Below are 24,348 nucleotides of genomic sequence, written 5' to 3'. Positions count from 1 at the left end.
GTCCCACGAGGGCCGGGGCACCGGCCGAGACAGCGGCGGCAAGGCCCGTGGCAGCGGCCGCCGCTGCGTCACCGCGTGGCCGGGGCCGTGGCGGTGAAGGACGAGAGGAGCTCTCGGGCGCGGATGCGGAAGGTCTCGTCCCGGCGGATGATCCGGTCCTGCACGCCCGAGCGGATCGTCCGCAGGTCGCCGTCGGCGAGGGCGGCGAGGCGGCGCAGCTGCTCGGGCGAGAGCGCGACGGCGCCCAGGGCTTCCAGGGCGTCGCAGGCACCCTCCGGGTCCGCTTCCCGCTCGGCGGAGCGCAGAACGGCCTCGGCGAGCGCCGTACGGTCCAGCTCGGCCGGTTCCGCCACGGACACGAGCGCGAGCACCGCCGCCGGCACCCGCGCCGGATCGTCGAGCAGGGCTCGCACGCGGGGGGCGAGCGGCCGACCGGCCGGACCGAGGAGGGCCGTCACCCGGGCGGCCCGCACCGCGGCCCACCGGCTCCAGGGCCCCGGCTCCGCCCGTGCGAAGACGGAGTCGAGGGCGGCGACCGCCGTGGCGGCGTCCCCGGTGATCCGCCACAGGGCTTCGGCCAGTGCGGTGTCCGCGTCCAGGTCGGGCGTGGTCGTCCCGCCGCCCGGTCCGCCGAGCGCGGCGCGCAGCGCCGGCGCCAGGTCCCCCGCCCGGGACCCGAGGGCCGCCGCCGTCACCGCCGCCTCTTCGACCCGGTGCCGGTCCTCCCGGAGCTCCGCCGCGAGGAGGTCCACCAGGAGCGGGTGCCCGCCGGTGACGTCGTCGAGGGCGCGGGCCGCCGGAAGCGACCCCTGCTCGGCGGCCGCGCGCAGGTTCCGCGCCGCCTCCGCCCGCTCGGCGGGTCCGGCGGCGCGGACGATCGCGGCGATCGCCGGGGCGGCGTGCGACGGGGCGTGGGCGAGCGCCCCGTACAGCTCGGGCAGTGCCGGTACGGCCCGGGGGCCCCAGCCGCCGAGCAGGGCCGTCAACTGCCACGACTCGTTGCCGCCCAGAGCCTCCGGGCTGCCGAGGCGGCGCCGTACGGCGGAGAGCAGGTCACCGTCGTACGGGAAGGGGACGTGCGTGCCGTCGGCCGGGAACCCGGCCGCGGCGGACAGCGCCCGCGGCCGCACACCGAGGCCCTCGGCCAGCGGTCCGGCCGCCCGGTCGGGTGCGGCGAGGACGAGCGCGGCCAGGGCGCGGTCCGCGATGTCGTCCTTCCGCCCGGGGTTCCTCGCGGCGGTGCGGGCCAGGAGGTCGGCGGCCGGAGCGGCCGTGCGGCCGAGCCGTCCCAGCAGCGACGCCGTCGCGAGGACGGACCCCTCGTCGACGGCAGCGGACCGCAGCGCCTCCAGCAGGCGCACCGGAGCGCTCCGGGAGAGCATGCAGGCACGGTCGGCGGCCCACCGGGCCTCGGCCCGCACGTCGGCCCGGTCGTCGCGCAGGGCCGCGTCGACCAGCGCGATCGCCGCCTCCCGGTCCGGCGCCCGGTCCCGTAGCAGCAAGGTCTCCACGACGTCCGCGAGCGGCTCGGTGCGGTCCAGGTCGAGGCCGCCCACCAGGGGACCGGCCGGCAGAACGGCCAGCATCGCCGCGTGGTGCGCCGTCGTCCACGGCACGTCCGCGTCGAGGCAGGCGAACACCGCGGCCAGACGCAGCTCGGGCGCTTCCGACGGGGCCAGGGCCGCGGCCGCGACCGCCGCGCCGGCCGCCGGGTCGAGGCGCGCGATGCCGGCGAGGACCTCCGCGCGCACCGTGGCCTCGGCCTCCTCCTCCCAGCACCGGCGCAGAGCCGGAAGCACGACCCGGGCCGCACGCGTGTGGGACACGGCCCACGCGGCGGTCCGGCGGACCTCCGGCTCCCCGGCCGTCAGCAAGGGCAGCAGCAGCGGGAGTTGGCGCGCCACGGCCTCGCGGACCGCCCCCGGCGCCACCCCGTACGCGTCCTCGCTCTCGGCCATGCCGCCCAGCAGCGCCAGGACGTCCACGACCCGGTGCCCCGCCGCCGCGATCCTCGCCAGGAACGGCACCGCCTCCGCACTGGCGGCGTACACCGTCCCCTGGTGCAACACGCTTCCGTACAGCTCCGACAGCGCTTGGCCGGCCGCCTCCTCCGCGGGGCCGGCCAGCGCGCGCAGCAGCTCCGGCAGATCGTCGGCCGGCCCGTAGGCATGGCGGAGGGAGGACCAGGGACGCGCGTCCAGGCCGTCGAGCGGGTGTACGAGTTCCATGCGGAGATCGTGCCAGTCGGGTCCGACAGCGGGCCCCGGCGCCCGGCGCGCACCGAGCGCCGGGGCCCGGTCCTCGCGTTCTGCTCCTGTCCTCCGGCCGTCATGCGGGTCACTCGATGGGGTGGACCGACCGGGCCCCGGCAGGTGCCCCGCCCCGCGCCCGCCGCCGCGGCGGCCTTGTCGTGCGCCCCTTTTCGTGCCCCCGAGCCGCCGTCCGGGGCGCGATCGGGGCGCACGCCGCCCCGTACGCCCCTGCCTAGACTCCCCGCACATGTCGCTCTGGCTGCTCAACCACTTCAGCACCTTCACCCTGGCCGTGCTCACCGTCGGCGGCACCGTCGCCGTGGCGGTCACCGGCAGCGTGCTGCTCCGCCGCAGACACCCGTCGCTCGCCCGCGGCGAGCACAACGACATGGTCGGCGTGACGCTGGGGATGTTCGGCGCGATCTACGGGATCATCCTCGCGTTCGTCATCGTCACCCTCTGGACCCAGCTGGAGAACACCCAGACCATCGTGGCCACCGAGGCCACCGACACGGCCCTCATCGCCCGCGACGCCGCCGCCTTCCCGCCGCCGGTCCGCGCCCGTCTCGACGCCGCGCTCAGCGACTACGTGCACGCCGTCGTCGAGGACCAGTGGCCCCAGATGCGGGCCGGCACGCCCAGCCACGGCGTCACCGCGGGCCGGCTGCAGACCGTCTACGAGGTGCTGCAGGGCTACGAGCCCAGGACGACGCGCGAGAAGGTCTTCTACGAGAAGGCGGTCGGCCACCTCGACGACGTCGCCTCCCAGCGCCGTGCCCGGCTGACCATGGCCGAGCAGGAACTGCCGCCGCTGCTCCAGGCGCTGGCCTTCGGCGGCGCGCTCGTCCTGATCCCGCTCACCTTCCTGTACGGCATGCGCAAGCTGCGCGTCCAGATCCTCTTCGTCGGCTCGGTCGCCGCCCTCATCGGCTTCAGCCTGCTCCTCGTCTTCGTCCTCGACCGCCCGTTCGCCGGCGAACTGAGCGTCAGCCCGGCCCCGTACCGGGAAGGGGCGCTGGCACGGTACTGGGCCCCCTGAGCGGCACGACGGGCGTCGCGGCCCGCGGCGTGCCGCGCGGGACGGGCCGGGTGTGGGACGGTGAGGAGATGCCGGTCCCTGTGATCCTCGACTGCGACCCCGGTCACGACGACGCCTTCAACATCCTGCTCGCCGCCGCGCACCCCGCCGTCGAGCTGCTCGCGATCACCACCGTCGCGGGCAACCAGACCGTGGAGAAGACCACGCTCAACGCCCGCCGGGTCTGCTCGGCGGCCGGGATCCGGGGCGTGCCGATCGCGGCGGGCCGGGACCGGCCGCTGCACGGGCCGCGCCGGGTCGCCGAGAACATCCACGGCGGCTCCGGTCTCGACGGTCCCGGTTTCGGCGAGGGCGAGCCGGACGTCCCGCAGGACCCGCGCGACGCGCTCACCCTGATCCGGGACACCCTCCTCGCGCACCCGTCGCCGGTCACGCTCGTGCCGACCGGGCCGCTCACCAACGTCGCGGCCTTCCTGCTCGCCCATCCCGGACTCGCCGCGCGCATCGAGCGGATCGTGCTCATGGGCGGCTCCACGGGCCGCGGCAACACCACGCCCGCCGCGGAGTTCAACATCCTCTGCGACCCGGAAGCCGCCGACATCGTCCTCGGCAGCGGGCTGCCGGTGACGATGTTCGGCCTCGACGTCACCCACCAGGCGCGGGCCACGCCCGAGGTCGTCGCCCGGATCGCCGCGCTCGGCACCCCGCTGAGCCGGCTCTGCGTCGAGCTGCTCACCTACTTCGCCTCCACCTACCGCGAGGTCTACGGGCTCGACGCGCCGCCGCTGCACGATCCGCTCACCGTCGCCCACCTCATCGACCCGTCGCTGGTCCGCCTGGTGCGGGCGGCGGTGCGGGTGGAGCTCAGGGGCACCTACACCCGGGGCGCGACGGTGGTGGACCTGGACGGGGTGACGGGCCTGCCCGCCGAGACCGAGGTGGGCGTGGAACTGGACGCGGACGGGTTCTGGGACCTGATCGTGGAGGCGGTGCGGGTCCTGGGTGGCTGACGACGCGGGCCGGGGAAGGCCCACGCGACCGTCACGTCAGCGGCCCACGGGATCGCCTTCGGCGCCGTCGCCGGGGGCGACCATCATCAGGTGACCCCCGTGGTCCAGGGGCGTGCCGAGGCGCACCCGGGTCCTCTCGTGGCCCGTCCACGCGTCGACGAGGTGCACTTCGCCGTGGCCGCCGCGGCTGACGGCCACCCAGTCGGAGCCCGGTGAGGCGGCGACCGCCCGGCGCTGGACGCCCTCCCACGGGGTGCCGCCGCGGCGGGGCGCGCCGTCCATGGCGGGCAGCGGGACCCGGCGCGTGGTGTCGTCGGGGCCCAGAAGCACCAGTTCGTCGCCGTCGGGGTGGACGCGGGTGAAGGCGGTGTGGCTCCGGGCGAGGGCGAGCCGGAAGACCAGTCCGGGGCCGAGACCGGTGCGGGAGGTGCGGCCCGTCTCCAGGTCGTGGCACCACGCCTCGTTGGTCCACTCCGGCCAGGCCAGCGGGTCCGGAGCGCCACCGCGCAGGGTGCTCCAGAGCGCCCGCCGGCGGGTGTCGAGGCGGAGGTACCAGCCGCGGGCGGGCGATCCCCACGGGATCGGCGTCCCGGCGACGAGCCCGCCGTCCTTCCCGCGGGCCGTGTGCACGCCCTCGCCCGTGGCCGCGAACACCCGGCGCGCGGCGGGGTCCTGTGCGTCGCCGTGCCCGTCGTCGGGCAGCGGCAGGAGGGCGTGCGGGGTGACGACGGGGCAGCCGGGCGGTGCCGCGAGGAGGTCGGCGAAGCGGTGGGCGGCCAGCGCACCGGGTTCGCGGTGGCGCAGCACGACGAGCGGATCGTCGCCGCCGAGCACCGTCACGCCGGGTTCACCGGCCCGGGTGCGCACCCGGGCGGCGTCCCCGTCGGCGAGGTCGACGACGGTCAACACGTCCGACCAGGGCGTGGAGTTCCGGCCCAGGCCGGTGGTGACGGCGAGCAGCCGGCCGGCCGGATCGCAGGCCAGGTGCTCGGCCGGTACGGCGACGGGAACCGCGCGTTCCACGAGTTCGTCCCCGAAGGGGTCGAGCACCAGGAGCTCGCCCCGGCGGTCGTCGACACAGGCCACCCTGCCCCCGGGCAGCGCCAGGAACCCGGCGTGCTCGGAGAGTTGGCGGCCGGTCAGGCGCGCGGTGACGGTGCCGTCGGGGACGGACACGACGTACACCGCTCCGGCGATGTGGTCGGAGACGAGCAACGCGGGAGCGGTGGCAGCGGTCATGGGGGTCCTCCGGAGGGCGGTCTGGTGAAAATGATTATCATGTATCTTCGGTGCGTCGTTCCGGTTTCCCGAGAAAAAGAGCGAGGACAGCCATGCTGCGCGCACCGTCGAGATCCGTCCGCAAGTGGCTCACCGCGGCAGTGGTGGGTTCCGTCCTGGTCGGCTGCGGCGCCCCCGCCGCCGACCCCGCCGGGGACAAGGCGCGGCCCACCGCGAAGACGGAGGTCACCGTCCGGCCCATCGAGGCGGCGACCGAACTGACCGACGTCAACGGCGTCCGGGTCTCCCTGGACCGCCCGCCGCGGCGGATCGTCTGCCTCTTCGCCCTCTGCGACGACATCCTGACCGAGCTCGGCATCGTCCCGACGGCCACCAACAGCACCCTGCTCGCCCACCCCGGCTTCCTGGGCAAGGACAAGGCCGCGAAGATCCCCGTCGTCCCCGGCGGATTCATCGCCCCCGAGGTCGAGGCGATCCTCTCCCACAAGCCGGACCTCGTGATCGGCCTGGGCGACACCCACGGCAAGCTCGCCCCGGCGCTGAAGGGTGCCACCACCTTCTGGGCCATGCAGCCGGAGACCTGGGAGGACAGCGTGGGCTACCTCCGCGACACCGCCGCGCTCACCGGCCGCACCGCCGAGGGGGAGAAGGCGGAGAAGACCTTCCGCACCAGGCTCGCCGCCGCCGAGAGGACCCCCAGCGACAAGACCGCCCTCGTCATCTACGGCAGCGACGAGAACTTCGGCGTCGCCACCCCCGAGGGCGACGTGACCGCCAGCCTCTTCCCCAGGATCGCCGACTACCCGTGGAAGTCCCGCGGCGTCGACGGTAGTTACAGCATGGAGGAGATCCTCGCCAAGGACGTCGACGTGCTGTTCGTCGAGACGATGAGCTTCGGCGACGCCGACGGCAAGCTCTCGGAGAAGCTGGCGAAGAACCCCCTGTGGGGCAAGATCCCGGCCGTCAGGAACGGTGACGTCCACGAGGTGAACCCGGAGGTGTGGGCCAAGGGCCGCGGCACCCGTTCGCTGGGCATCGTCCTCGACGAGGCCACGGCCGCACTGCGGTGAGCAGCTCCTTCCGGCAGCCCCTCCTCGCCGTCGCGGTGCTCCTCGCGGCATCGGTCTGCGCCCTGTGCCTCGGTACTCCCTTCGTCCCACCGCACCGGCTCCCCGGCGCGGTCCTGGACGGGGACACGACCCTGGCCGGGATCGTCGTCACCGAACTCCGCGTCCCGCGCCTGGTCCTCGCCCTGACCGCCGGCGCCTGCCTCGGCGCGGCGGGGCTCGTGCTCCAGGAGGCGCTCCGCAACCCCCTGGCGGTGCCGGAGATGCTCGGCGTCTCCTCGGGAGCGGCGCTCGGGGTGGCCGCCCCCCTGGTCCTCGCCCTGTCGCTGCCGGCCGTGGTGCAGCCCCTGCTCGGCCTCGGCGGAGCCGTGCTCGGCGGCGGGCTGACCCTGCTCGCCGCCGGACTCGGGCGCAGCCCGTCCGCCGTGCTGCTCACCGGCGCCGCGGTCGCGGCCGCGCTCCAGGCCGCGCTGCTCGTCCTGATGGTGATGGCCGACCAGCTCGACCTCCAGCTCATCTACCGCTATCTGCTGGGCTCGCTGTCCGCCCGGACCTGGGACGACGTGACGGGGCTCTGGCCGTGGCTGCTCGTAGCGCTGCCGGCCCTCGTGCTGTGCGCGCCGGTGCTCTCGGTGATGCGGCTGGGAGACGAGGACGCCGAGGCGCTGGGCGTCCGCGCCCAGCGGGCCCGGCTGGCCGCGCTGGCCGTCGCCGTCGTGCTGATCGCGCCCGTCACCGCCGTGTGCGGGCCCGTCGCCTGGGTGGGCTTCCTCGCCCCGCACCTGGCCCGGTGGTTCGCCCCGGGGGACGGCGCGGTGCGCTGGCTGCCGTGGTCCGCCGCGTGGGGCGCCGTCGTCGTGACGGTCGCCGACCTCCCGGCCCGGCTGGCGCTCGCGCCGGTGGAGACACCGGCCGGCGCCTGGACGGCCCTGCTCGGCGTGCCGGCCGGGGTCGCCCTGATGCGGTCGGGCGGCCGCAAGCGCCGTACGCACGCGGTCGATGCCGTTTCGGACGCCTCGGTCGCGCCGGCCGCTTCGGGGGGACCGGGTGGACCGGGGGGTTCGTCCCGCCCGGACGCCCTGAGCGCCCCGGACGGCCCGGACGGCCCGGGCGCTCCGGACGGCGGGGGCGCGCCGCTGCCCGCGCCACGGGCCGCCACGACGGAGAGGGAGGAGACGCGGTGAGACGGCGTTTCGCGGTGCTCGCGGTTCTGGCCCTCGTGTGCGCCGGGTGGGAACTGGTGGCCGGACGCGGCATGTCGCCGGGTGCGGTCGCGGAGGTGCTGGGCGGCGGCGGAGACGCGACCGAACGGCACATCCTCCTCCAACTGCGGCTGCCCCGCACCCTGGTGGCCCTCGGCGCGGGCGCGTGCCTGGCCGTGGCCGGACTCGTCCTGCAGTCCGCGCTGCGCAACCCCCTCGCCGGTCCCGAGGTGACGGGGGTGACACCGGGGGCGGTCCTCGGGGCCGTCACCGCCACGGCCCTGGGGCTCGCCGGGTGGGAGTCGCCCCTGGCCGTCGTCCTCGCCGCGTGCGCGGGCGGATGCGCCGGAGCGCTGCTGCTGTGGCTGCTCGTCGGCCGCTCGGGCGGCGACCCGGCCAGGACCGCCGTGCACGGGGTGCTGGTGTCGGCCGTGCTCGGCGGGCTCACCGCGATGGTGCTGCTCGTGAAGCCGGGCGAACTCGGCAGCGTGGTGCAGTGGCTGGTGGGCACCACGGAGGGCCGGGTGTGGGCGCACTGGCATCTGCTGTGGCCCTGGGCGCTGGTGTGGGGGACCGCGGCCTGGCTCATGACCGGCCCGCTGACCCTGCTGCGCTGCGGTGACGACATCGCCCTGGCCGCCGGCCTCTCCGCCCGGCGGGCCCGGACCCTCGCCCTGCTGTGCGCCGTGGCGCTGACGGCGGGCGCGGTGGCCGCCGTCGGAGCCCTCGGCTTCGTGGGGCTGCTCGTCCCGCACCTGGCCCTGGCCGTCTTCGGCGCCGACCTGCGGGTCAGCCTGCCGGGCGCCGCCCTGGTGGGTGCGGTGGTGGTGTGCGGGGCGGACGCCGCGGCGCAGTCGTCCTCGCGGCTGGCTGCCGAGGCGCTGGGCTCCGGGCGGCTCGTGCTGCCGGTCGGGGCGCTCACCGCCTGCCTCGGCGCCGCCCTGCTGCTGCTCGTGGTGCGCCGCGCCCCGAACCGTACGTTCTGAAGCCGACGGAGGACTGACATGACCGAGTCCACGGGCACGTCCCCGGGGGCGTCCATGGGAATACACGTCGAGGGGGTCCACTTCGGCTACCCCGCCCGGCCCGTGCTGCGGGGCGTCGACCTGACCGTACGGCCGGGCGAGCTGACCGCCCTCATCGGCCTCAACGGCTGCGGAAAGTCGACCCTGTTGAGGCTGGCGGCCGGGCTTTTGCGGCCGGACCGGGGACGGGTGCTGCTCGGCGGGGACGACCTCGCCGCCCTCTCCCGCCGCGCCACGGCCGCCCGCGTGGCCCTGCTGCACCAGTCCGCGCCTTCCGTCCCCGGCATGACGGTACGTCACCTCGTGCGGCAGGGACGGTACGCGGCCCGGGGCCCGCTCGGCATGCTGCGCGAGGGAGACGACCCCGTCGTGCGCCGGGCCCTGCGGGACGTCGGGGTGGAGGGATGGGCCGACCGGGACGTGGACGCGCTGTCCGGGGGCGAGCGGCAGCGGGTGCGGCTCGCGATGGCGCTCGCCCAGGACACCCGCGTCCTGCTGCTCGACGAGCCGACCACGTACCTGGACCTGCACCACCAGCTCGACGTGCTGCGGACGGTGGTCCGGCTGCGCGAGGAACGCGGGCTGACCGTGGTGATGGTGCTGCACGACCTGGCCCACGCCGCCCGCTTCGCCGAACGGATCGTCGCCCTGCGCGAGGGCCTGGTGGTCGCCGACGGGGCGCCGGGGGAGGTCGTCACGCCCGGCCTGCTGGCGGACGTCCTCAAGGTGGCCGGCCGGGTCGGCAGGGACCCCGAGGGCGGCTGGCCGGTGTGTTACCCAGATCACCCCCTCACCGCACTGGAAAATGAAAATCATTTCAATTAGTGTCGGTCGTGGCGCTCACCCGAGTGCGCATCTCCCTTACGAACAAGGAGAGTTCATGGACAACGAGCAGGTCTTCGCCCCGATCGCCGACCCCGGCCAGCTGGCCCACGACTCGGCCTCCCACTCCAACGCCCTCGTCGAGAACCCCTTCGAGGACACCGAGGAGTAGGCGAGGGCCTCACACCCTCGACCGTGGGCCCGCCCGTTGCCTTCCGGGCGGGCCCACGCCCGTCCCCACCCCTCTCACCAGCCCTCTCGTCAGGAGGATCGCCGTGTCCCGCAGCCGGCTCGTTCCCGGTGTCGAAGTCGTCGCCGTGCCCGGACGGGGCCTCGCCCTGCGCACCGCCGAAGGGGAGTTCCTCGAGGTCAGGACCCGGGACGCGGACGAGGGCGCCCTGCTCTCGCTGCTCTCCGGTGCCGGAGCCCACGGCGAGGCCGGTACGGGCGCAGGCGAGGCCCCGGCCCCGGCCGACGAGGAACTTCGCCATCTCGTACGGGCCTTCGAGGACGCCGGCTACCTGGCGGACGAACCCCCGCCCCCGCGGTGGCCCGCCGCCCGCCGGGACATCAGGCTCCTCGGCGCCCCTGCCCTGACCCGGCCGCTGGCCGCCCACCTGACGGCCCTGGGCGCCGCGCCGCGCACGACCCCCGCCGCGCCCCCCGCGACCTCCGCCGCGACCGCGCCGCAGCTCCGCGACCTCCTCGACGGAGACCCCGCAGCCGTGGTCTGGTGCCTCGACGGCCCCGTACCCGACGGCCTGTGGGACGCCGCCGACCGGCTGCCCGGACACGGCGTCGCCTGGCTGCGCTGCCACCGCGAGGGCTGGCAGGCGTACGTCGAACCCCTCGCCGCCGCCCCCGGAGACGTCACCTCGGCCCACCTCCGCGCCCGCCGCCTGGCCGCCACCCCCGCCCACCGCGAACTCGCCGCCTACTGGAGCGGCCCCCGGACCTCCGGCACGCCCGTCCCGCTCACCGTGCCCGCCGCCGCACTCCTCGCGGCCCTCCTCGCCGACGACCTCGCCCGGTGGGCCACCGGCGCCCCCGACCCGGCCGGCCTCCCCGCACGGCGTCGGCTCCGCCGCGTCGACCTGCGCACGCTGACCGTCACCGAGCACCCCGTCCTGCCGGTGCCCGACGTCGCACCGATGCCGGGGAAGACCGGATGACCACCCCGCAGACCGCCACGACGGTCGAGGGACTCGCCACGGACGTCTGCCTCCCCGACGGCACCGCACCCTTCCCCGCCGTCCTGATCCGCACCCCCTACGACCGCGCCCGGCACCTGGCCGAGGCACGCGGCTGGGCCCGCCGGGGATTCGCCGCCGTCGTCCAGGACGTGCGGGGCCGCCACGCCTCGCCGGGGGAGTGGCGCCCGTACGAGAACGAGGCCGCCGACGGGGCGGCGACCGCCCGGTGGATCCGGCGACAGCCCTGGAGCGACGGACGGCTCGTCGCCGCCGGTGCCTCCTACGCCGCCCACTGCGCCCTCGCCCTCGCCCTGGACCCCGGGACGGGCGAGGAGGCCCGGCCGGACGCCGTCATCGCCGCCGTACCCGCCCTCGGCGCGGCCGAGACGGCCCGCGAACCCTCGGGCCCCGAACGGCTCCTCGCCCGCGCCGGCTGGTGGGCCGCCCACGGAGACCGGCCGGACTCCGACGAGCACGCCCTCGCCAAGGCCCTCGCCGCCGACCCCGCTCTGCTCGCCCACCTCCCGCTCACCGCCCTGCCCGAACGGCTCGGCCGGTCCCTGCCCTCCTGGAGCGGCCTCTGGCGGCACCACGACCGCGGCCGCCTCACCGCACGCGCCCCGCACGCCGGCCCGCCGCTGCTCGCGGTCGGCGGCCACCACGACCACTTCACCGAGGACACCGTCGCGCTGTGGCACACCTGGGGCGGCCCCTCCGCCCGCCTGCTGCTCGGCCCCTGGGGACACGGCCTCGCCGCCGCGCCCGGACCCGACGCCGGCCCCGCGCACCGCGTGGTCCTCGGCGAGCTGTACGCCCGGTGGGCGCGCCGGGCCCTCGCCGGCGACCTCGCGCCCGGCCGCCACGGCGCACTGGCCCTGGGCGGCGCCGACCTGTGGCTGCCCGCCGACACCGAGGGCGAACCGCGCCCCGTGCCGCTGCGGCCGCTGCACGGCGCCGTCTTCACCGCCGACCCCGCCCGCCCCGTACGCTCCGACGACCTCACCGTGCCCACCTCCGAGCCCGCCGACCGCTGTCTGCTCGTCACCGCGCCGCTGCCGCGTCCGCTCGACGCCGTCGGGCCCGTACGGCTGCGGATGCGGGCCACGGCCGACACCCCGTACGCCGACTGGGCCGTGCGGCTCGTCGCCCTCACGCCGCAGGGGCGCGCCGAACGGCTCGCCGTCGGCGTCCTGCGACGGGGCGGGGATCCGGCCCGGCGGTGCGAGGACCCGGCCGCGCGTCACGAGACTCCGCCCTCCCCGCGGGCCGAGGAGTTCACCGTCGAACTCGGGCGGCTCGCGCGCCGGTTGCGGGCCGGCACCCGCCTGCGCGTCGAGATCGCCGGACACCACTTCCCGGCCCACGCCCGCCACACCCACACCGGCGAGGACCCCGTCACGGCCGAACGGCTGCTCGCCTCCCGGCGGGAGGTCGACCCGACCGGCGTGACGCTGACCCTGCCCGTCCTCCCCTCCCGACCCACGCCCACCGATCCCGCCAAGGAGATCCTGCGATGACGGCGCTGCCGCTGGAAGCACTCGTCGACCCCGTCTGCGGCATCGTCCGCAAGGTCAAGCCCGTCGAGCACCCCGCGGGCGCCCCGCCCCGCTACACCGCGCTCACCGCCGAGGTCTCCGACGCCCGCCGGCTCGGACTGTGGCCCGCCGACCGGGTCTCCCTCGGCACCACCTTCGGCGACCCCGAACAGGCCAGGATCGCCGCGATAGCCGAGGGGATGGAGCGCTACTGCGGCAACCGCGTGCCGCCGCCCGGCCACCCCGACGCCCCGCTGCGCGCCACCGCCGCCGAGCTCGCCGAGAAGGGCCTGCGGCTCTACGGGCCCGACGACCTGCCCGCGTACGCCCCCTGGCAGTACGAGCGGGAGAAGTTCCCCTACCGCCGCCTCACCGCCGACACCCCCGCGCTGTGGACGCGCGGCACCGAGCGGCTGCCCGACGGCGGGACGACCGAGGTCTGGGCGCCCGTCGCCCTCACCCACCTCAACTGGCGCCAGGGCGAGCTGCGTGAGCTGCCCCGCACCCACCACCTCAACTACGCGGGCATCGCCACCGGGCAGGGACTCGACGACGCCGTCGAACGCGGCCTGCTGGAGATCGTCGAACGCGACGCCCTGGAACTGTGGTGGCACCTCGACGGACCCGCCCGCGGCATCGACCCGGCGAGTGTTCCCGGCCTCCTCGACGACCTGGCCGGATCGGCCCTCGACGTCCACCTCGTCGAGATGCCGTCGGAGTTCGCCCCCTGCATGGCCGCACTCGTCCACGACCCGAGGCTCGGGCTGTACGCGGCCGGGTTCGCCTGCAAGTACGACCCGGCCGAGGCCGCCCGCAAGGCCGTGCTCGAAGCGGTCCACACCTGGGTCTTCACCCAGGGCCTGACCGGCCCCGACGGCTGGGTCTTCCAGGCCGTGGAGGCTGGTCTGCTGGCCCGCGGGCTCTACCTTGACCACCGCCCCGACGGACGGTATCTCGACGCGTGCGGCGCGCAGTTCGAGCACGTCCGGGACCTGGGGGCCCACGTGCAGGTGTGGCTGGACGACCGGATGGCGGCCGAGGCCCGGCGGTTCACCGACCCCGCCCGCGGGACCGTGTCCGTCGACGCGGTCGAGCCGGGCAGCCCCGCCCGCCTGGAGCGGGCGCTGCGTGCGGGCGGCCACCGCGTGATGACCTTCGACCTGACCACCGAGGACGTCGCCGAGACGTCCCTGCGGGTGGCCCGGGTCCTCGTCTCCGGGCTCCTTCCCAACGCGCCGGCCGCCTTCGGCTACTTCGGCTGCCCGCGGCTCGGCGAGGCGGCCGTCCGGCGGGGCTGGCGCACCCGGCTGCCCGCCGCACCGCAGGACTTCACCCTGGCGCCCCCGCCGCACATGTGAGGACGACCGTGGAACACCTCGCCGAGGACCACCCGGTGGACCTCCCCGCCGCCCTCGCCCTCGCCCGCTCGGCCCGGCACCCCGGACCGGACACACCCGCCGGCCGGGCCGTCCCGGCCTGGCCCGGACCGCCCCGCCCCTTCCCCCCGGCCGGACCCGCCGACCTCGACCCGGGGGCCCTGCTGCGCCTCTCCCTGGCCGCCTCGGACGCCTCCGGCCGCCTGCGGCCCACCCCGTCCGCCGGCGCCCTGCACCCGGTGGACGCCACCCTCGTCGTCGGCGCCGGCTGCTCCCTGCCACCCGGCCGCTACGGCTACGACCCCCTGCGCCACCACGTCCACCGCCTCGGCCCCCGGCCCGCGGGCACGCCGCCGGGCCTGACCGCCGAACTGTCCGTCACCCCGCGCCGTACGACGTCCCACTACGGCCACCGCGCCTGGCCCCTGCTCCTCCTCGACACCGGCCACGCCGCCGCCGCCCTCTTCCTCGCGGCCCGCGCCCTGGGCGCGGCCGAGCCCGAGATCGACCTCGACGGCCACACGCGGCACCCCCTCGCGCGGGTCCACGTCCCGCCGTGGGACGGGGGCGGACGCCGGGGCGGGCCGCCGCAGGGCGCGGACGGGCGGGGTGCGGACGGGCGGGGCGGAGGTCTGTCCGGCACGTCCGGCCGCCGGGGCGGCGGGGCTGTCTCCGCTCGGGCGGCGGGCGGCGGTGCCGCGGCCGCGGGGGCGTCCCTTCCCGGCTTCACGCCCACGCCCGAGGAGCTGCTCGCACGGCGCAGCGACCCGCCGCCGCTGCACGGCGCCCCGGCTCCGGAGGCGGTCCACGCCGTTCTCGCCGCGGCCGTACGCGCCGGAGGAGACGAACTGCGCTGGTGCGTCGCCGTCGGGGGAGCGGAGCCCGGCCTGCTGGAGGCGGCCGGGGGCGGCGCCCCGCGACGGTGTGCCGCGGGGGAGGCGCGCCCCGCGCTCGCCGCCTGGGCCGCGGGACAAGGGTGGATCGCGGGTGCGGGCGCCGTCCTGCTCGCCCGGGGGTGCCCCTCCGACGCCGACGCACCGCACATCCGACGCGCCCACCTGCGGGCCGGTTTCGCCGTGCACCTCGCCCACGTCACCGCCCGGCGCCACGGGCTCGCCGCCCGGCCCGTGGGGTCCTGGCAGCAGGCGGACCTCGGTGCCGCCCTCGGTGCCGCACCCGGCCGGGACTGGGTCGTCCACGGACTGGCTCTCGGCACCGGCACCCTCCACGCCGACGAGGAGAACACCACGTGATCGTCCATCCCGAGCTCCGCCGGGCCGCCCGCCGCGCCCGGCGCCCCCTGTTCGCCGCCACCGTCCTGCACGGAGCCGTCACCCTCACCCACCTGGCGCAGGCGGCCCTGCTCGCCCTCGCCCTCGCCCGGCTCGCCGCCGGGCACACGGGTTCGCTCGCGTGGCTGCTCGCCGCCGTGCTCGCCGTCGTCGCCGTGCGCGCCGCGCTCGGCACCTGGCAGCGGCGCACCGCGACCCGGGCCGGCGCCGAGGTCCGGGTCGGCCTGCGGGACGAACTCCTCGCCCACCTCGGCGGACTGGGCCCCGCGTACCTGACCACCGCCCGCGCCGGCGCCGTGCGCACCACCCTCGTCGACGGGGTGGAGGGCGTCGACGCCTACGTGTCCCGCTATCTGCCCCAGCTCCTGGTCACCCTGACCGTCCCGCCCCTGGTGCTCACCGCCCTGGCCGTGGTGGAACCGGCGGTGCTGCTCGGCCTCGTCCCCGCCCTGCTGCTCGCCCTGTTCGGCCCGCGCGCCTGGGACCGGCTGCTCGCCGCCCGCGGCAAGGAACACTGGGACACCTACGAGGGACTGGGCGCCGACTACCTGGAAGCCCTCCAGGGCATGCCCGCCCTGCGGGCCGCCGGCGCGGTCGGCCGCACCCGTGCCCGCCTGGAGGAGCGCTCGGCCGCCCTGCACCGGGCGACCGTCGCGAAACTGCGGGTCTCTCTGGTCGACACCGGCATCACCGACCTCGCGATCCAGGGCGGCACGGCCGCCGCCGCGCTCCTCGCCTGCTGGTCGGCCGTCAGCGGATCGACCACCGCGACCGGCACCTACCTGGTGCTGCTCCTGGCCTCCGAGTGCTTCCGGCCGGTCCGTGACCTCGCGCGCGAGTGGCACGCCGGTTACCTGGGCGTGTCGGCCGCCGACGGGATCGCGGCGCTGCGCACCGCCGAACCCTCGGTCCGCGAGACCGGAGACGTCCAGGCCGCCCCCGCGCACCGGTCGACTCCCCCCGAACTCCGCTTCGAGAACGTCTGGTTCACCTACGACGGCGTGGCCGAGCCGACCGTCCGCGGCGTCTCCTTCACCGCGCCGGCGGGCCGGACCACCGCGATCGTCGGCCCGTCCGGCGCCGGCAAGTCCACCCTCCTCGCCCTGCTGCTGCGGCACCACGACCCGCAGGCCGGCCGGATCGCCCTCGACGGGCGCGGCACCACCGAGCACTCCCTCGACGCGCTGCGCCGGGGGATCGCCGTGGTCTCGCAGGACACGTACCTCTTCCACGCCACCGTCGCCGACAACCTGCGGATGGCGCGGCCGGGCGCCACGGACGACGAGCTGACCGCCGCGGCACGCGCCGCCGGCGTCCACGACGAGATCGCCGCCCTTCCCGACGGCTACGCCACGGTCCTGGGCGAGCGCGGCGCCACCCTGTCCGGCGGCCAGCGGCAGCGGCTCGCGCTCGCCCGCGCCCTGCTGGCGGACGCGCCGGTGCTCGTCCTCGACGAGGCGACGAGCGCGGTCGACGAACGCCGCGAGGCGGACATCGTCCGCGAGCTGCTGAAGGCCGCCGGCCACCGCACCGTCCTGGTGATCGCCCACCGGCTCGCCGCCGTCCGGCACGCCGACCGCATCGTCGTCCTCGACGGGGGACGGGTGGACGCCGTGGGCGACCACGCCGGCCTGGTCGACGCCGGGGGCGTCTACGCGCGACTCGTCGAGGCCGGCCGTACCCACCCAGGAGAACTCGCCGCATGAACCACACCGCCGCCACACCGCCGACCGGCACCCCGGCCACCGGAGCCCCGCCTGCCGACATGACAGCCCCGGAGCTTCCGCCGACCGAGACCTCGCCCGCCGGAACCCCGGCCGCCGGAACCTCGGCCGCCGGAACCTCGGCACCGGCCCTTCCACCGGCCAAAACCCCGGCCGCCGAAACCCCGGCCGCCGAGACCTCGCCGACCGAGACCTCGCTCGCCGCCACGCCGCCGACCGAGACCCCGACCCCGGCCCTTCGGCCGACCGAGACCTCGCCCGCCGGGACCCCGGCGGCCGGAACCTCGGCATCGACCCTTCCACAGGCCGGAACCCCGGCCGCCGAGACCCCGCCGTCCGTCACCTGGCCCGCCGCCACGCCGCCGACCGGCACCCCGGCTCCGGCCCTTCGGCCGACTGACACCCCGGCCCCGGACCTTCCGCCGGCCGACACCCCGGCTGCCGAGACCTCGTCGACCGTCACCTCGCCGTCCGTCACCTCGCCCGCCGCCATGCCGCCGACCGGCACCCCGGCCCCGGCCCCGGACCTTCCACCGACCGACGCCCCAGCCGCCGAGACCTCGCCGTCCGTCACCTCGCCCGCCGCCACGTCGCCGACCGGCACCCCGGCCTCCGGCCTTCCGCCCACCGACACCCCGTCACCCAGCCCGTCCGCCCGCCGCGCCCCGTCCGGCGAGGGCGTCCGGCCCGAGCGGGGTGCGTTGCGCGCGCTGCTCCCCGCGCTCGCCGGGCACCGTGCCATGACGGCCCGCACCTGCGTCGCCGCGCTCCTCGAACAGGGCTCCCTGGTCGCCCTGGTGACCCTCGCCGCGCACACCGTCGGAACGGCCGTCGTCGAAGGCGGCGCCCCCTCGGCCGGCACCGTCACCGCGCTCGTCGCCCTGGTGCTCGTACGGGCGCTGACGACGTGGCGCGAGATGGACCTCTCGCACGACCTGGCCTACCGGGTCCTGGCGGCCCTGCGCGTACGGGTCTTCGACGGGCTCGCCCGCAGCGCGCCCGCCCGGGTCGCCGGCCGGCGCAGCGGGGACCTCGCCGCCACCGCCATGGCCGACGTGGAGGCCCTGGAGTTCTTCTACGCCCACACGACCGCCCAGCTCCTCGCCTCGGGAACGGTCCTGGCCGGCGGCACGGCGGTCCTCGCGGCCGTGGAGCCCTGGCTGCTCGCGGCCGTCCTGCCGGTCGCGGCGCTGCTCGCCGCGGCGCCCTTCGCGGAGGCCCGCGGACGCACCCGGCGCGGCGCCCGCACCCGTACGGCCGTCGCGACGCTGTCGGCCGACACCGTGGAGACCGTCGACGGGCTGCGGGAGCTGCTCGCCTTCGGCGCGCTCGACGGGCGCCGCCGACGCCTCGCGGAGCGCGGCCGGCAGGTGGGCGACGCCCAGCGCGCCGAGGCCACCTGGGAGGCCGGGGCCGCCGCGCTGCGCGAGCTGCTCATCGTGGCGGCGGTGCTCGGCGTGGTCGTCGCGGCGGCACAGTCCCTGACGGCGGGGCGGCTGCACGGCGCGTGGGTCCCGGCGGCGGTGGCGCTCGCCCTGGCCGTCCTCGGCCCCGTCGCGGAGTCCGCCCGGTCGCTCAGCCAGGCGGTGGCCCTGCGCGCCGCCGCCTGGCGCGTCGGAGCGGCGGTCGGCGCTCCCGCGCTCGCCCCGCCGCCCGCCGTGCCCCGCCCGCTGCCGCCCGGCCCGCTCGGCGTCCGCCTGGACCGGGTGAGCTTCGGCTACGGCGCCGGGCCGGTGCTCGACGGGCTCGACCTCACCGTCGAGGCGGGGCAGACGCTCGCCCTGGTCGGTGCCTCCGGCGCGGGGAAGTCGACCTGCGCCCACCTGCTCGCCCGCTTCTGGGACCCGTCCGAGGGCCGGGTCCAGCTGCTGCCCGCCGGGGGACACCCCGTCGACCTGCGCGAGCTCGACGACGCCGAACTGCGGGGCGCGGTGGCGCTGGTGGGCCAGGAGACGCCCCTTTTCCACGGCACCCTCGCCGAGAACCTGCGGCTCGCCGCCCCCGACGCCGGCGACGCCCTCCTCGCCGAGACGGCCCGCCGGTGCGGCGTGGACCGGATCGCGCCGATGGACACCCCGGTCGGCGAGCGCGGCGCCACCCTCTCCGGCGGCCAGCGGGCCCGCGTCGCCCTCGCCCGTGCGCTCCTGGCCCGGCCGAGGGTCCTGATCCTGGACGAGTCCACCGCCCACCTGGACAACACGAGCGACGCCCGGCTCGCCGCCGCGCTCCGGCAGGAGGGCCGCACGACGATCGTCATCGCCCACCGCCGTGCCACCATCCGCCGGGCGGACCGCATCGCCGTCCTCGAGGCCGGACGCATCGCCGAGGAGGGCACCTGGGAGGAGCTCACCACCCGCCCCGACAGCGCCCTCAACCGCAGCCTCGCCCGCCTCCCGTCCTGACAACGCCTCAGGACGGGAGGCGGGCGAGGGGGATCACGCGAGGGGCTCGGTGCGGATCCCGACGGCCGCGGCCAGCCGCTTGCTGTGCGCGATCGCCTCGGCGGTGTCGTCGCCGCGCGCGACCACGTAACCGCCGATGTCCTCGTTCCAGGTCAGCGGGGACACCACGTCGCCCGGCTCCACCATCAGCCGCAGGTCCACGAACGCCGGGTCCGCGCGCACGGCGTCGAGGCCGGTCACCTCCACCACCCGGCCGGGCTCGGGGATCAGCGCCTGCAGGGCCGCCGCGCCGCGCGGCTCGGGCGACTCGGTCAGCGGCTCCAGCAGGCCGAGCCCGGCCGCCAGCGCGTGGCGCTCCATGTCGACGCCGTACACGAGCTCCGCGATCTCGTTGAGCGCGTACCCGCCGACGCGGTTGTGCGACTCGATGATCCGCGGGCCGCGCGGGGTCAGCTTGACCTCGGTGTGGGCCGGCCCGTCGCGCAGTCCGACCGCGTCGAGGAAGTCCCGCACGAGCCCGATGGCCTCGCGCACCTGCTCGGGCGGGTGGGCGCTGGGCTGCCACAGCCCGATCTCCGCGAAGCCGGTGCTGCCGAATTCGGCGAAGCCGGTGCCGCCGAGCTCGCGGTCGGTCGTCGCCACGACCACGTGCCGGCCGTCGAAGCTCAGCGTCTCCACGCTGAACTCCGGGCCCTCCAGGTACTCCTCCATCAGGAACTCGTCGAAAGAGTCGGCGAAGGCCACGTCACCCGGGGCCCACTCCTTGTCGGTGAGGGTCCGGTACCGCTCGGCGACGGCGTCCACCTCGGCCTCGTCACGGACGCAGAACACCGCGAGGCTGCCCGACTCGCGGACCGGCTTGACGATGACCGGGAGCCCGTGCGCGGCGACGAAGTCCCGTACGTCCTGCCGGGAACGGCCGACCGCGGAGGCCACCGGGCTGATGCCCTTCGCGGCGAGGTGCCGGCGCATCCGGGCCTTGTCGAGCAGCAGTTCCACCGTGTCGAGGGACTCGCCGGCCAGGCCGAGCTCCTCGTTGATCCGCGCCGTCGGCAGCAGCGCGAACTCGGTCAGCGTCACGGCCTTCGCGAACGGGTACACCTCGTGCAGCGCCCGGACCATCGGCAGCAGCCGGTCGACGTCGCAGTAGTCGACCAGCAGCGCCTGGTCGACATGGGGCCAGTGCTCGCGGTCGTACGCGTCGGGGTGCTGGACGTACACCACGTCCAGGCCGAGTTCGCGGGCCTTGCGGACCTGCTTCAGGCGGCCGCCGACGACCAGCACGCGCGGACGGCCGGTGGGTGCGACATGGTCGGACAACGTGGCTCCTTGTCTCGGCTCTGCTCCCGGCGAGCCGCCGGCAGCGGGAAAGGCCGTCACGGCCGGAAGGGCGTGCCCGGCCCGCCCCGCGGCCGGGCACCGGTCATCCCAGGACGTCGGCGATGGCGTCGATGCCGGAGTCGAGCTCCTCACGCGTGATCACCAGCGGCGGCGACACCCGCAGGTTCTCGTCGGCCACCTTGCACAGCAGGCCGCGCTCCAGCAGCGCCTCGGACACCGCACGTCCCTTCGGGTGGCCCTCGGCGATCCGCACGTTGGCCCACAGGCCGCGGCCACGGACCTCCGCGACGCTGTCGAGCTCGTTCAGCCGGCCGTGCAGATACGTGCCGAGCTCGCGCGAGCGCTCCTGGAACTCACCGGTCGCCAGCAGCCGCACCGCCGCCCGGCCCACCGCGCACGCCAGCGGGTTGCCGCCGAAGGTCGAGCCGTGCTCGCCGGGCTTGAGCACACCGATGACGTCGGCCCGCCCGGCCACGGCCGACACCGGCATCAGACCGCCGCTCAGCGCCTTGCCGAGGGTGTACAGGTCCGCGCGGACGCCCTCGTGGTCCAGCGCGAGGGTCGCGCCGGTGCGGGCCAGGCCGGACTGCACCTCGTCGGCGACCAGCAGGGTGCCCGTGTCGTCGCAGAGCTGGCGGACCTCGGCGAAGTAGCCCTTCGGCGGGACGACCACGCCCGCCTCGGCCTGGATCGGTTCGAGCAGGACCGCCGCCGTGTTCACGCCGACCGCCTCGCGCAGCGCGTCGATGTCGCCGTACGGCACCACGCGGAAGCCCGGGGTGTACGGGCCGAAGCCGTCGTGGACGGTCGCGTCGGTGGAGAACGAGACGATCGTCGTCGTCCGGCCGTGGAAGTTGGAGCCGGCGACCACGATCTCGGCGGCACCGTCCGGCACGCCCTTGACCCGGTAGGCCCACTTCCTGGCGATCTTCACGGCCGAGTCGACGGCCTCGCCGCCGGAGTTGGAGGGCAGCACCCGCTCGGTGCCGGTCAGCTCGGCCAGTTCGCGGCAGAACGGCGCGAACTGGTCGTGGTGGAACATCCGGCTGGTCAGGGTCAGACGGTCGAGCTGCGCCTTGGCCGCGGCGACGATGGCGGGGTGCCGGTGGCCGAAGTTGAGCGCCGAGTACCCGGCGAGGAAGTCGAGGTGGCGCCGGCCGTTCAGGTCGGTCACCCAGGCGCCCTCCCCGTGGCTGAGCACGACGGGAAGCGGGACGTAGTCGTCGGCGCCCCAGCGCCCGGCGAGGGCGATGTAGTCCTCGGTGGAGGTGACGTCCGTAGTCATAGCGACACTCCTTGGGCCGGTCCCTCAGCGGGAGCCGTTGTCGTAGAGAAAGTCACGTTCGAACGCGCGCAGCTTCCGGTAGTCGGCCCGGACCTGCTCCGGATCGTCGGAGATCAGGTACACGTAGCCCGGCCAGGTCGCGACGTCGACCGTCCGCGACATCGGCTGCCCCGCCGGACGCGCCATCACGGTGTGCGCGTACGACGGCAGCGCCCGCACCGGGGCCATCGCCTCGTGGGAGGGGACCACGCCCTCGTCCCTGGGATTGATCAGCGCCACGAAACGCGGGTGCCGCAGCAGCCGGTACGCGGTCGTGGGCAGGCGGTCGAACGCCTCGGGCTCCGCCACCGACAGGGCCAGGAGGTCCACCTGGTTGACGCCGAAGCAGGCGGTGACGATCTCCGGGATCTGGCCGCCGCCGGTGCGGGCCCCGCACTCGACGAGCACGGGCCCCCTGGCCGTGAGCATGATCTCGGTGTGGGCGGCCCCGTTGTGGATCTCCAGGGCGTCGAGCACCTCGTGGGCGTAGGACTCCAGCCGCCGCGCGACCGGGTCGTCCGGCGCCAGCGGCTCGTCGTAGTCGTAGATGAAGTCGCCGCCGGGCACCCGGCGCTTGTGATAGCGCCAGATCTCGACCGTGCGGTGGCCGCCGGCCCGGCTGACCGTGTTGACGTAGTACTCGTCGCCGGCCAGGAACTCCTGCGCGAGCACCACCGTGTTGGTCATCCCGTGCCGGTCGGTGCTCGACATGATCTTCGCGTGGGCGGCCCGGATCTGCTCCGGGGACGCGCAGGCCGCCACGTTGTCCGTGCTGGAGCTGGCGACCGGCTTCAACACCACCGGATAGCCCGCGGTCGACTCGGCCCACGCGATGATCTCGTCGGCGTCGGACGAGACGATCGTCGCCGCGTGCGCGAGCCCCGCGTCCCGCAGGGCGAGCACCATGTCGTGCTTGTTGCGGCGGGCGGCGGGCCGGCTCATCCCGTTGCCGGGCGTGCCCAGTTCGGCGGAGAGGCGGTCCGCCAGCTCCACGCCCGACTCCGTACCCGGGATCACATGGCCGACGCCGTGCTTGCGCAGCACCGAGGCGGTGGCCGCGAGGTCGCCGTCGTGCCGCAGGTCGTCCACGAAGCCGTCGGCCTCGAAGGGCATGTGGACATCGGGGTGCTGCGAGTGGACGTGGACGCACTCGATGCCGTGCCGGAGCAGCGCGGCCGGCAGGAAACGCCCCGTCGAGCGGCAGTCCACGATCGCCACGCGTGTCGTTCCCGGGCGGGAGCCGGTCACCATCGTCAGCCACTTCCCCTGTGAGTCGGATGTGAGTCGGAACGTCGCCGCCGGCGCGCGGCGCGGACACGAACGGACGGCCGTCCGCCGACGCGCGGGGCGTCGGCGGAGAGCCGGACACGGCCTAGCGGTAGGTGGCGAGCTCGCCGGTGCGGCGCACGTCGAGCGTCACGCAGTGGAAACCGCCGCCGAGCGAGCGGGCGTGCGTGAGCTGCGCCGGGATGCACTCGACGCCATGGCTCTCGAGCACCCGGATCAGGTCGACCTGCCGCTTGTCCACGATGACCTTGCTGGGGCCGACCGTCAGGAAGTTCATCCCGATCCAGACCGAGCCGCGCGGGTGGGGGCCGACGAAGCCCTGGTCCACCAGCTCGGGGCACTCGATCCGGTCCCAGCCCCGCAGGAAGTCGGGCATGTTGGAGTCGTTGATCCGGGAGGGGTTCACCAGGACGAGACCGGGCCGCAGCGGCGCGATGGTGGAGTCGATGTGCGTGGAGGTGTAGAGGCCCGGGCAGGCGTGCACGGTGTACTCGCTGCCGAGCGCCGCCTGCAGCCAGCGCGCACCGAGCATGTTGCCGCTGTCGGAGACCTGGTAGAGCACGTCCGTACCGAACTTGAGCACGTTGGCCGCGTCGAAGACCGGCTCCAGGTTCTTCAGCCGCTCCCCGGGCGGCGCCGACGGCTCGTACATGTCGTCGGTCAGCTGCGGCTTGGGCGCGGAGATCCACCGCGTACCGCTCTCCAGGTACTCCACGAACAGGTCCTTGTACGCGAACCCTTCGAGCCACCGGGACCGCAGCACCATCGGCGACTCGATGAGCGTGTTGCCGACCGCGAGGAAGCCGTCGCGGGGGCAGTAGTCGTGGAAGCCGTCCGTGCTCCAGTCCGGCGTCGACACGACCGCCTTGTGGTCGCGCCCGCCGGGCCGCCGCACCTTCACGCCGAGACCGGTGAGGATGTCCACCAGCTCTTCGAGCTCGGCCTCGGTCTCCTCGACCACGTGCGCCGGGTACGGGCCGGGGACGATCTCCTGCGGATCGTCGATGTCACCGTACTCCGCGGCGAGCAGACTGCGGTCGGTCATCGGGACCCGCGCCCCTGCGATGGTCCCCACGACGATCTCTTCGAGCGGATCCCACTCGGTGTACACATCCACCAGGCTCATCGGGTTGTCCCTCCCATGCCGGGCGCCGCCGACGCGGCGCCAGTCAGCCGTTCGAACACCGCCGCCAAGACTGGCACGCGTGGCGCCCGGGC

General features: G+C 76.0%; 19 protein-coding genes. 13 read left to right on the top strand and 6 right to left on the bottom strand.

All coding sequences use genetic code 11. The features are described 5' to 3' along the window. Nucleotides 1–68 precede the first annotated feature (68 nt). Nucleotides 69–2,228 carry a hypothetical protein gene (locus ABD954_RS06670; protein WP_345484853.1) on the bottom strand — a complete coding sequence of 720 codons (2,160 nt, stop codon included), beginning with the start codon at nucleotides 2,226–2,228 and terminating at the stop codon, nucleotides 69–71. 271 nt (nucleotides 2,229–2,499) lie between these two features. Between ABD954_RS06670 and ABD954_RS06665 the strand changes: the two genes are divergently transcribed. Together ABD954_RS06665 and ABD954_RS06660 are read left to right on the top strand one after the other, a co-directional pair. Next, nucleotides 2,500–3,291 carry a bestrophin-like domain gene (locus ABD954_RS06665; protein ID WP_345484852.1) on the top strand — a complete coding sequence of 264 codons (792 nt, stop codon included), beginning with the start codon at nucleotides 2,500–2,502 and terminating at the stop codon, nucleotides 3,289–3,291. Nucleotides 3,292–3,359: 68 nt separating this feature from the next. Next, nucleotides 3,360–4,301, top strand: a complete 942-nt coding sequence (locus ABD954_RS06660; protein WP_345484851.1) for a nucleoside hydrolase — start codon at nucleotides 3,360–3,362, stop codon at nucleotides 4,299–4,301. Between the two features lie 36 nt (nucleotides 4,302–4,337). On the opposite strand, the gene ABD954_RS06655 is transcribed toward ABD954_RS06660, so the two are convergent. Then, nucleotides 4,338–5,540 carry a YncE family protein gene (locus tag ABD954_RS06655; RefSeq protein ID WP_345484850.1) on the bottom strand — a complete coding sequence of 401 codons (1,203 nt, stop codon included), beginning with the start codon at nucleotides 5,538–5,540 and terminating at the stop codon, nucleotides 4,338–4,340. Between the two features lie 92 nt (nucleotides 5,541–5,632). Between ABD954_RS06655 and ABD954_RS06650 the strand changes: the two genes are divergently transcribed. From ABD954_RS06650 to ABD954_RS06600, 11 genes are all read left to right on the top strand, one after another. Continuing rightward, nucleotides 5,633–6,610 (top strand): ABC transporter substrate-binding protein, encoded by a 978-nt coding sequence (locus tag ABD954_RS06650; RefSeq protein ID WP_345484849.1) that lies wholly within the window; start codon nucleotides 5,633–5,635, stop codon nucleotides 6,608–6,610. Beyond that, nucleotides 6,607–7,791: a FecCD family ABC transporter permease gene (locus ABD954_RS06645; RefSeq protein ID WP_345484848.1), complete on the top strand. Its 1,185-nt coding sequence runs from the start codon at nucleotides 6,607–6,609 to the stop codon at nucleotides 7,789–7,791. Before ABD954_RS06650 ends, ABD954_RS06645 begins: the two co-directional genes overlap by 4 nt. Next, on the top strand, nucleotides 7,788–8,795 hold the full coding sequence (locus tag ABD954_RS06640; RefSeq protein WP_345484847.1) for a FecCD family ABC transporter permease: 1,008 nt from the start codon (nucleotides 7,788–7,790) through the stop codon (nucleotides 8,793–8,795). Before ABD954_RS06645 ends, ABD954_RS06640 begins: the two co-directional genes overlap by 4 nt. A gap of 18 nt (nucleotides 8,796–8,813) precedes the next feature. After that, a complete protein-coding gene (locus ABD954_RS06635) occupies nucleotides 8,814–9,659 on the top strand; it encodes an ABC transporter ATP-binding protein (RefSeq protein ID WP_345484846.1) in 846 nt (281 codons plus the stop codon). 55 nt (nucleotides 9,660–9,714) lie between these two features. Then, nucleotides 9,715–9,828 carry a streptamidine family RiPP gene (gene amiA, locus ABD954_RS06630; protein WP_241270818.1) on the top strand — a complete coding sequence of 38 codons (114 nt, stop codon included), beginning with the start codon at nucleotides 9,715–9,717 and terminating at the stop codon, nucleotides 9,826–9,828. 103 nt (nucleotides 9,829–9,931) lie between these two features. Next, on the top strand, nucleotides 9,932–10,828 hold the full coding sequence (locus ABD954_RS06625; RefSeq protein WP_345484845.1) for a hypothetical protein: 897 nt from the start codon (nucleotides 9,932–9,934) through the stop codon (nucleotides 10,826–10,828). Next, the gene (locus ABD954_RS06620; RefSeq protein WP_345484844.1) at nucleotides 10,825–12,366 is read left to right on the top strand and encodes a CocE/NonD family hydrolase; all 1,542 of its coding nucleotides are present in this window, start codon (nucleotides 10,825–10,827) and stop codon (nucleotides 12,364–12,366) included. The genes ABD954_RS06625 and ABD954_RS06620 overlap by 4 nt, the downstream gene beginning before the upstream one ends. Continuing rightward, nucleotides 12,363–13,742 carry a YcaO-like family protein gene (locus ABD954_RS06615; RefSeq protein ID WP_345484843.1) on the top strand — a complete coding sequence of 460 codons (1,380 nt, stop codon included), beginning with the start codon at nucleotides 12,363–12,365 and terminating at the stop codon, nucleotides 13,740–13,742. The genes ABD954_RS06620 and ABD954_RS06615 overlap by 4 nt, the downstream gene beginning before the upstream one ends. An 8-nt stretch (nucleotides 13,743–13,750) precedes the next feature. Further along, nucleotides 13,751–15,013 carry a nitroreductase family protein gene (locus ABD954_RS06610; RefSeq protein ID WP_345484842.1) on the top strand — a complete coding sequence of 421 codons (1,263 nt, stop codon included), beginning with the start codon at nucleotides 13,751–13,753 and terminating at the stop codon, nucleotides 15,011–15,013. Next, complete coding sequence (locus tag ABD954_RS06605) at nucleotides 15,010–16,758, top strand: ABC transporter ATP-binding protein/permease (RefSeq protein ID WP_345484841.1); 1,749 nt, start codon at nucleotides 15,010–15,012, stop codon at nucleotides 16,756–16,758. The genes ABD954_RS06610 and ABD954_RS06605 overlap by 4 nt, the downstream gene beginning before the upstream one ends. 509 nt (nucleotides 16,759–17,267) lie before the next feature. After that, nucleotides 17,268–19,178 (top strand): ABC transporter ATP-binding protein, encoded by a 1,911-nt coding sequence (locus ABD954_RS06600; protein WP_345492000.1) that lies wholly within the window; start codon nucleotides 17,268–17,270, stop codon nucleotides 19,176–19,178. Nucleotides 19,179–19,211: 33 nt separating this feature from the next. On the opposite strand, the gene ABD954_RS06595 is transcribed toward ABD954_RS06600, so the two are convergent. The 4 genes from ABD954_RS06595 to ABD954_RS06580 form a co-directional block, all read right to left on the bottom strand. Continuing rightward, on the bottom strand, nucleotides 19,212–20,498 hold the full coding sequence (locus ABD954_RS06595) for an ATP-grasp domain-containing protein (RefSeq protein WP_345484840.1): 1,287 nt from the start codon (nucleotides 20,496–20,498) through the stop codon (nucleotides 19,212–19,214). 103 nt (nucleotides 20,499–20,601) lie between these two features. Continuing rightward, nucleotides 20,602–21,804: an ornithine--oxo-acid transaminase gene (gene rocD / locus ABD954_RS06590; RefSeq protein ID WP_345484839.1), complete on the bottom strand. Its 1,203-nt coding sequence runs from the start codon at nucleotides 21,802–21,804 to the stop codon at nucleotides 20,602–20,604. A 24-nt stretch (nucleotides 21,805–21,828) separates the two neighbouring features. Beyond that, entirely contained in the window at nucleotides 21,829–23,061 is a 1,233-nt protein-coding gene (locus tag ABD954_RS06585; RefSeq protein ID WP_345484838.1) for an ATP-grasp domain-containing protein, read from the bottom strand. A 154-nt stretch (nucleotides 23,062–23,215) separates the two neighbouring features. Further along, the gene (locus ABD954_RS06580; RefSeq protein ID WP_345484837.1) at nucleotides 23,216–24,256 is read right to left on the bottom strand and encodes an inosamine-phosphate amidinotransferase 1; all 1,041 of its coding nucleotides are present in this window, start codon (nucleotides 24,254–24,256) and stop codon (nucleotides 23,216–23,218) included. Nucleotides 24,257–24,348 lie beyond the last annotated feature (92 nt).

Origin of the sequence: Streptomyces roseoviridis (assembly GCF_039535235.1) — a bacterium.
Taxonomy (GTDB): Bacteria; Actinomycetota; Actinomycetes; order Streptomycetales; family Streptomycetaceae; genus Streptomyces; species Streptomyces roseoviridis.
The sequence above is the reverse complement of the archived record's forward strand: the minus strand, read 5'-3'. Positions and strand labels throughout refer to the sequence as shown.

Bases quoted from the DNA above. Each gene is read 5' to 3' on its own strand.
- ABD954_RS06670 (WP_345484853.1), bottom strand. From the start codon at position 2,228: ATGGAACTCGTACACCCGCTCGACGGCCTGGACGCGCGTCCCTGGTCC.
- ABD954_RS06665 (WP_345484852.1), top strand. From the start codon at position 2,500: ATGTCGCTCTGGCTGCTCAACCACTTCAGCACCTTCACCCTGGCCGTG.
- ABD954_RS06660 (WP_345484851.1), top strand. From the start codon at position 3,360: ATGCCGGTCCCTGTGATCCTCGACTGCGACCCCGGTCACGACGACGCC.
- ABD954_RS06655 (WP_345484850.1), bottom strand. From the start codon at position 5,540: ATGACCGCTGCCACCGCTCCCGCGTTGCTCGTCTCCGACCACATCGCC.
- ABD954_RS06650 (WP_345484849.1), top strand. From the start codon at position 5,633: ATGCTGCGCGCACCGTCGAGATCCGTCCGCAAGTGGCTCACCGCGGCA.
- ABD954_RS06635 (WP_345484846.1), top strand. From the start codon at position 8,814: ATGACCGAGTCCACGGGCACGTCCCCGGGGGCGTCCATGGGAATACAC.
- amiA (WP_241270818.1), top strand. From the start codon at position 9,715: ATGGACAACGAGCAGGTCTTCGCCCCGATCGCCGACCCCGGCCAGCTG.
- ABD954_RS06620 (WP_345484844.1), top strand. From the start codon at position 10,825: ATGACCACCCCGCAGACCGCCACGACGGTCGAGGGACTCGCCACGGAC.
- ABD954_RS06615 (WP_345484843.1), top strand. From the start codon at position 12,363: ATGACGGCGCTGCCGCTGGAAGCACTCGTCGACCCCGTCTGCGGCATC.
- ABD954_RS06600 (WP_345492000.1), top strand. From the start codon at position 17,268: ATGCCGCCGACCGGCACCCCGGCCCCGGCCCCGGACCTTCCACCGACC.
- rocD (WP_345484839.1), bottom strand. From the start codon at position 21,804: ATGACTACGGACGTCACCTCCACCGAGGACTACATCGCCCTCGCCGGG.
- ABD954_RS06580 (WP_345484837.1), bottom strand. From the start codon at position 24,256: ATGAGCCTGGTGGATGTGTACACCGAGTGGGATCCGCTCGAAGAGATC.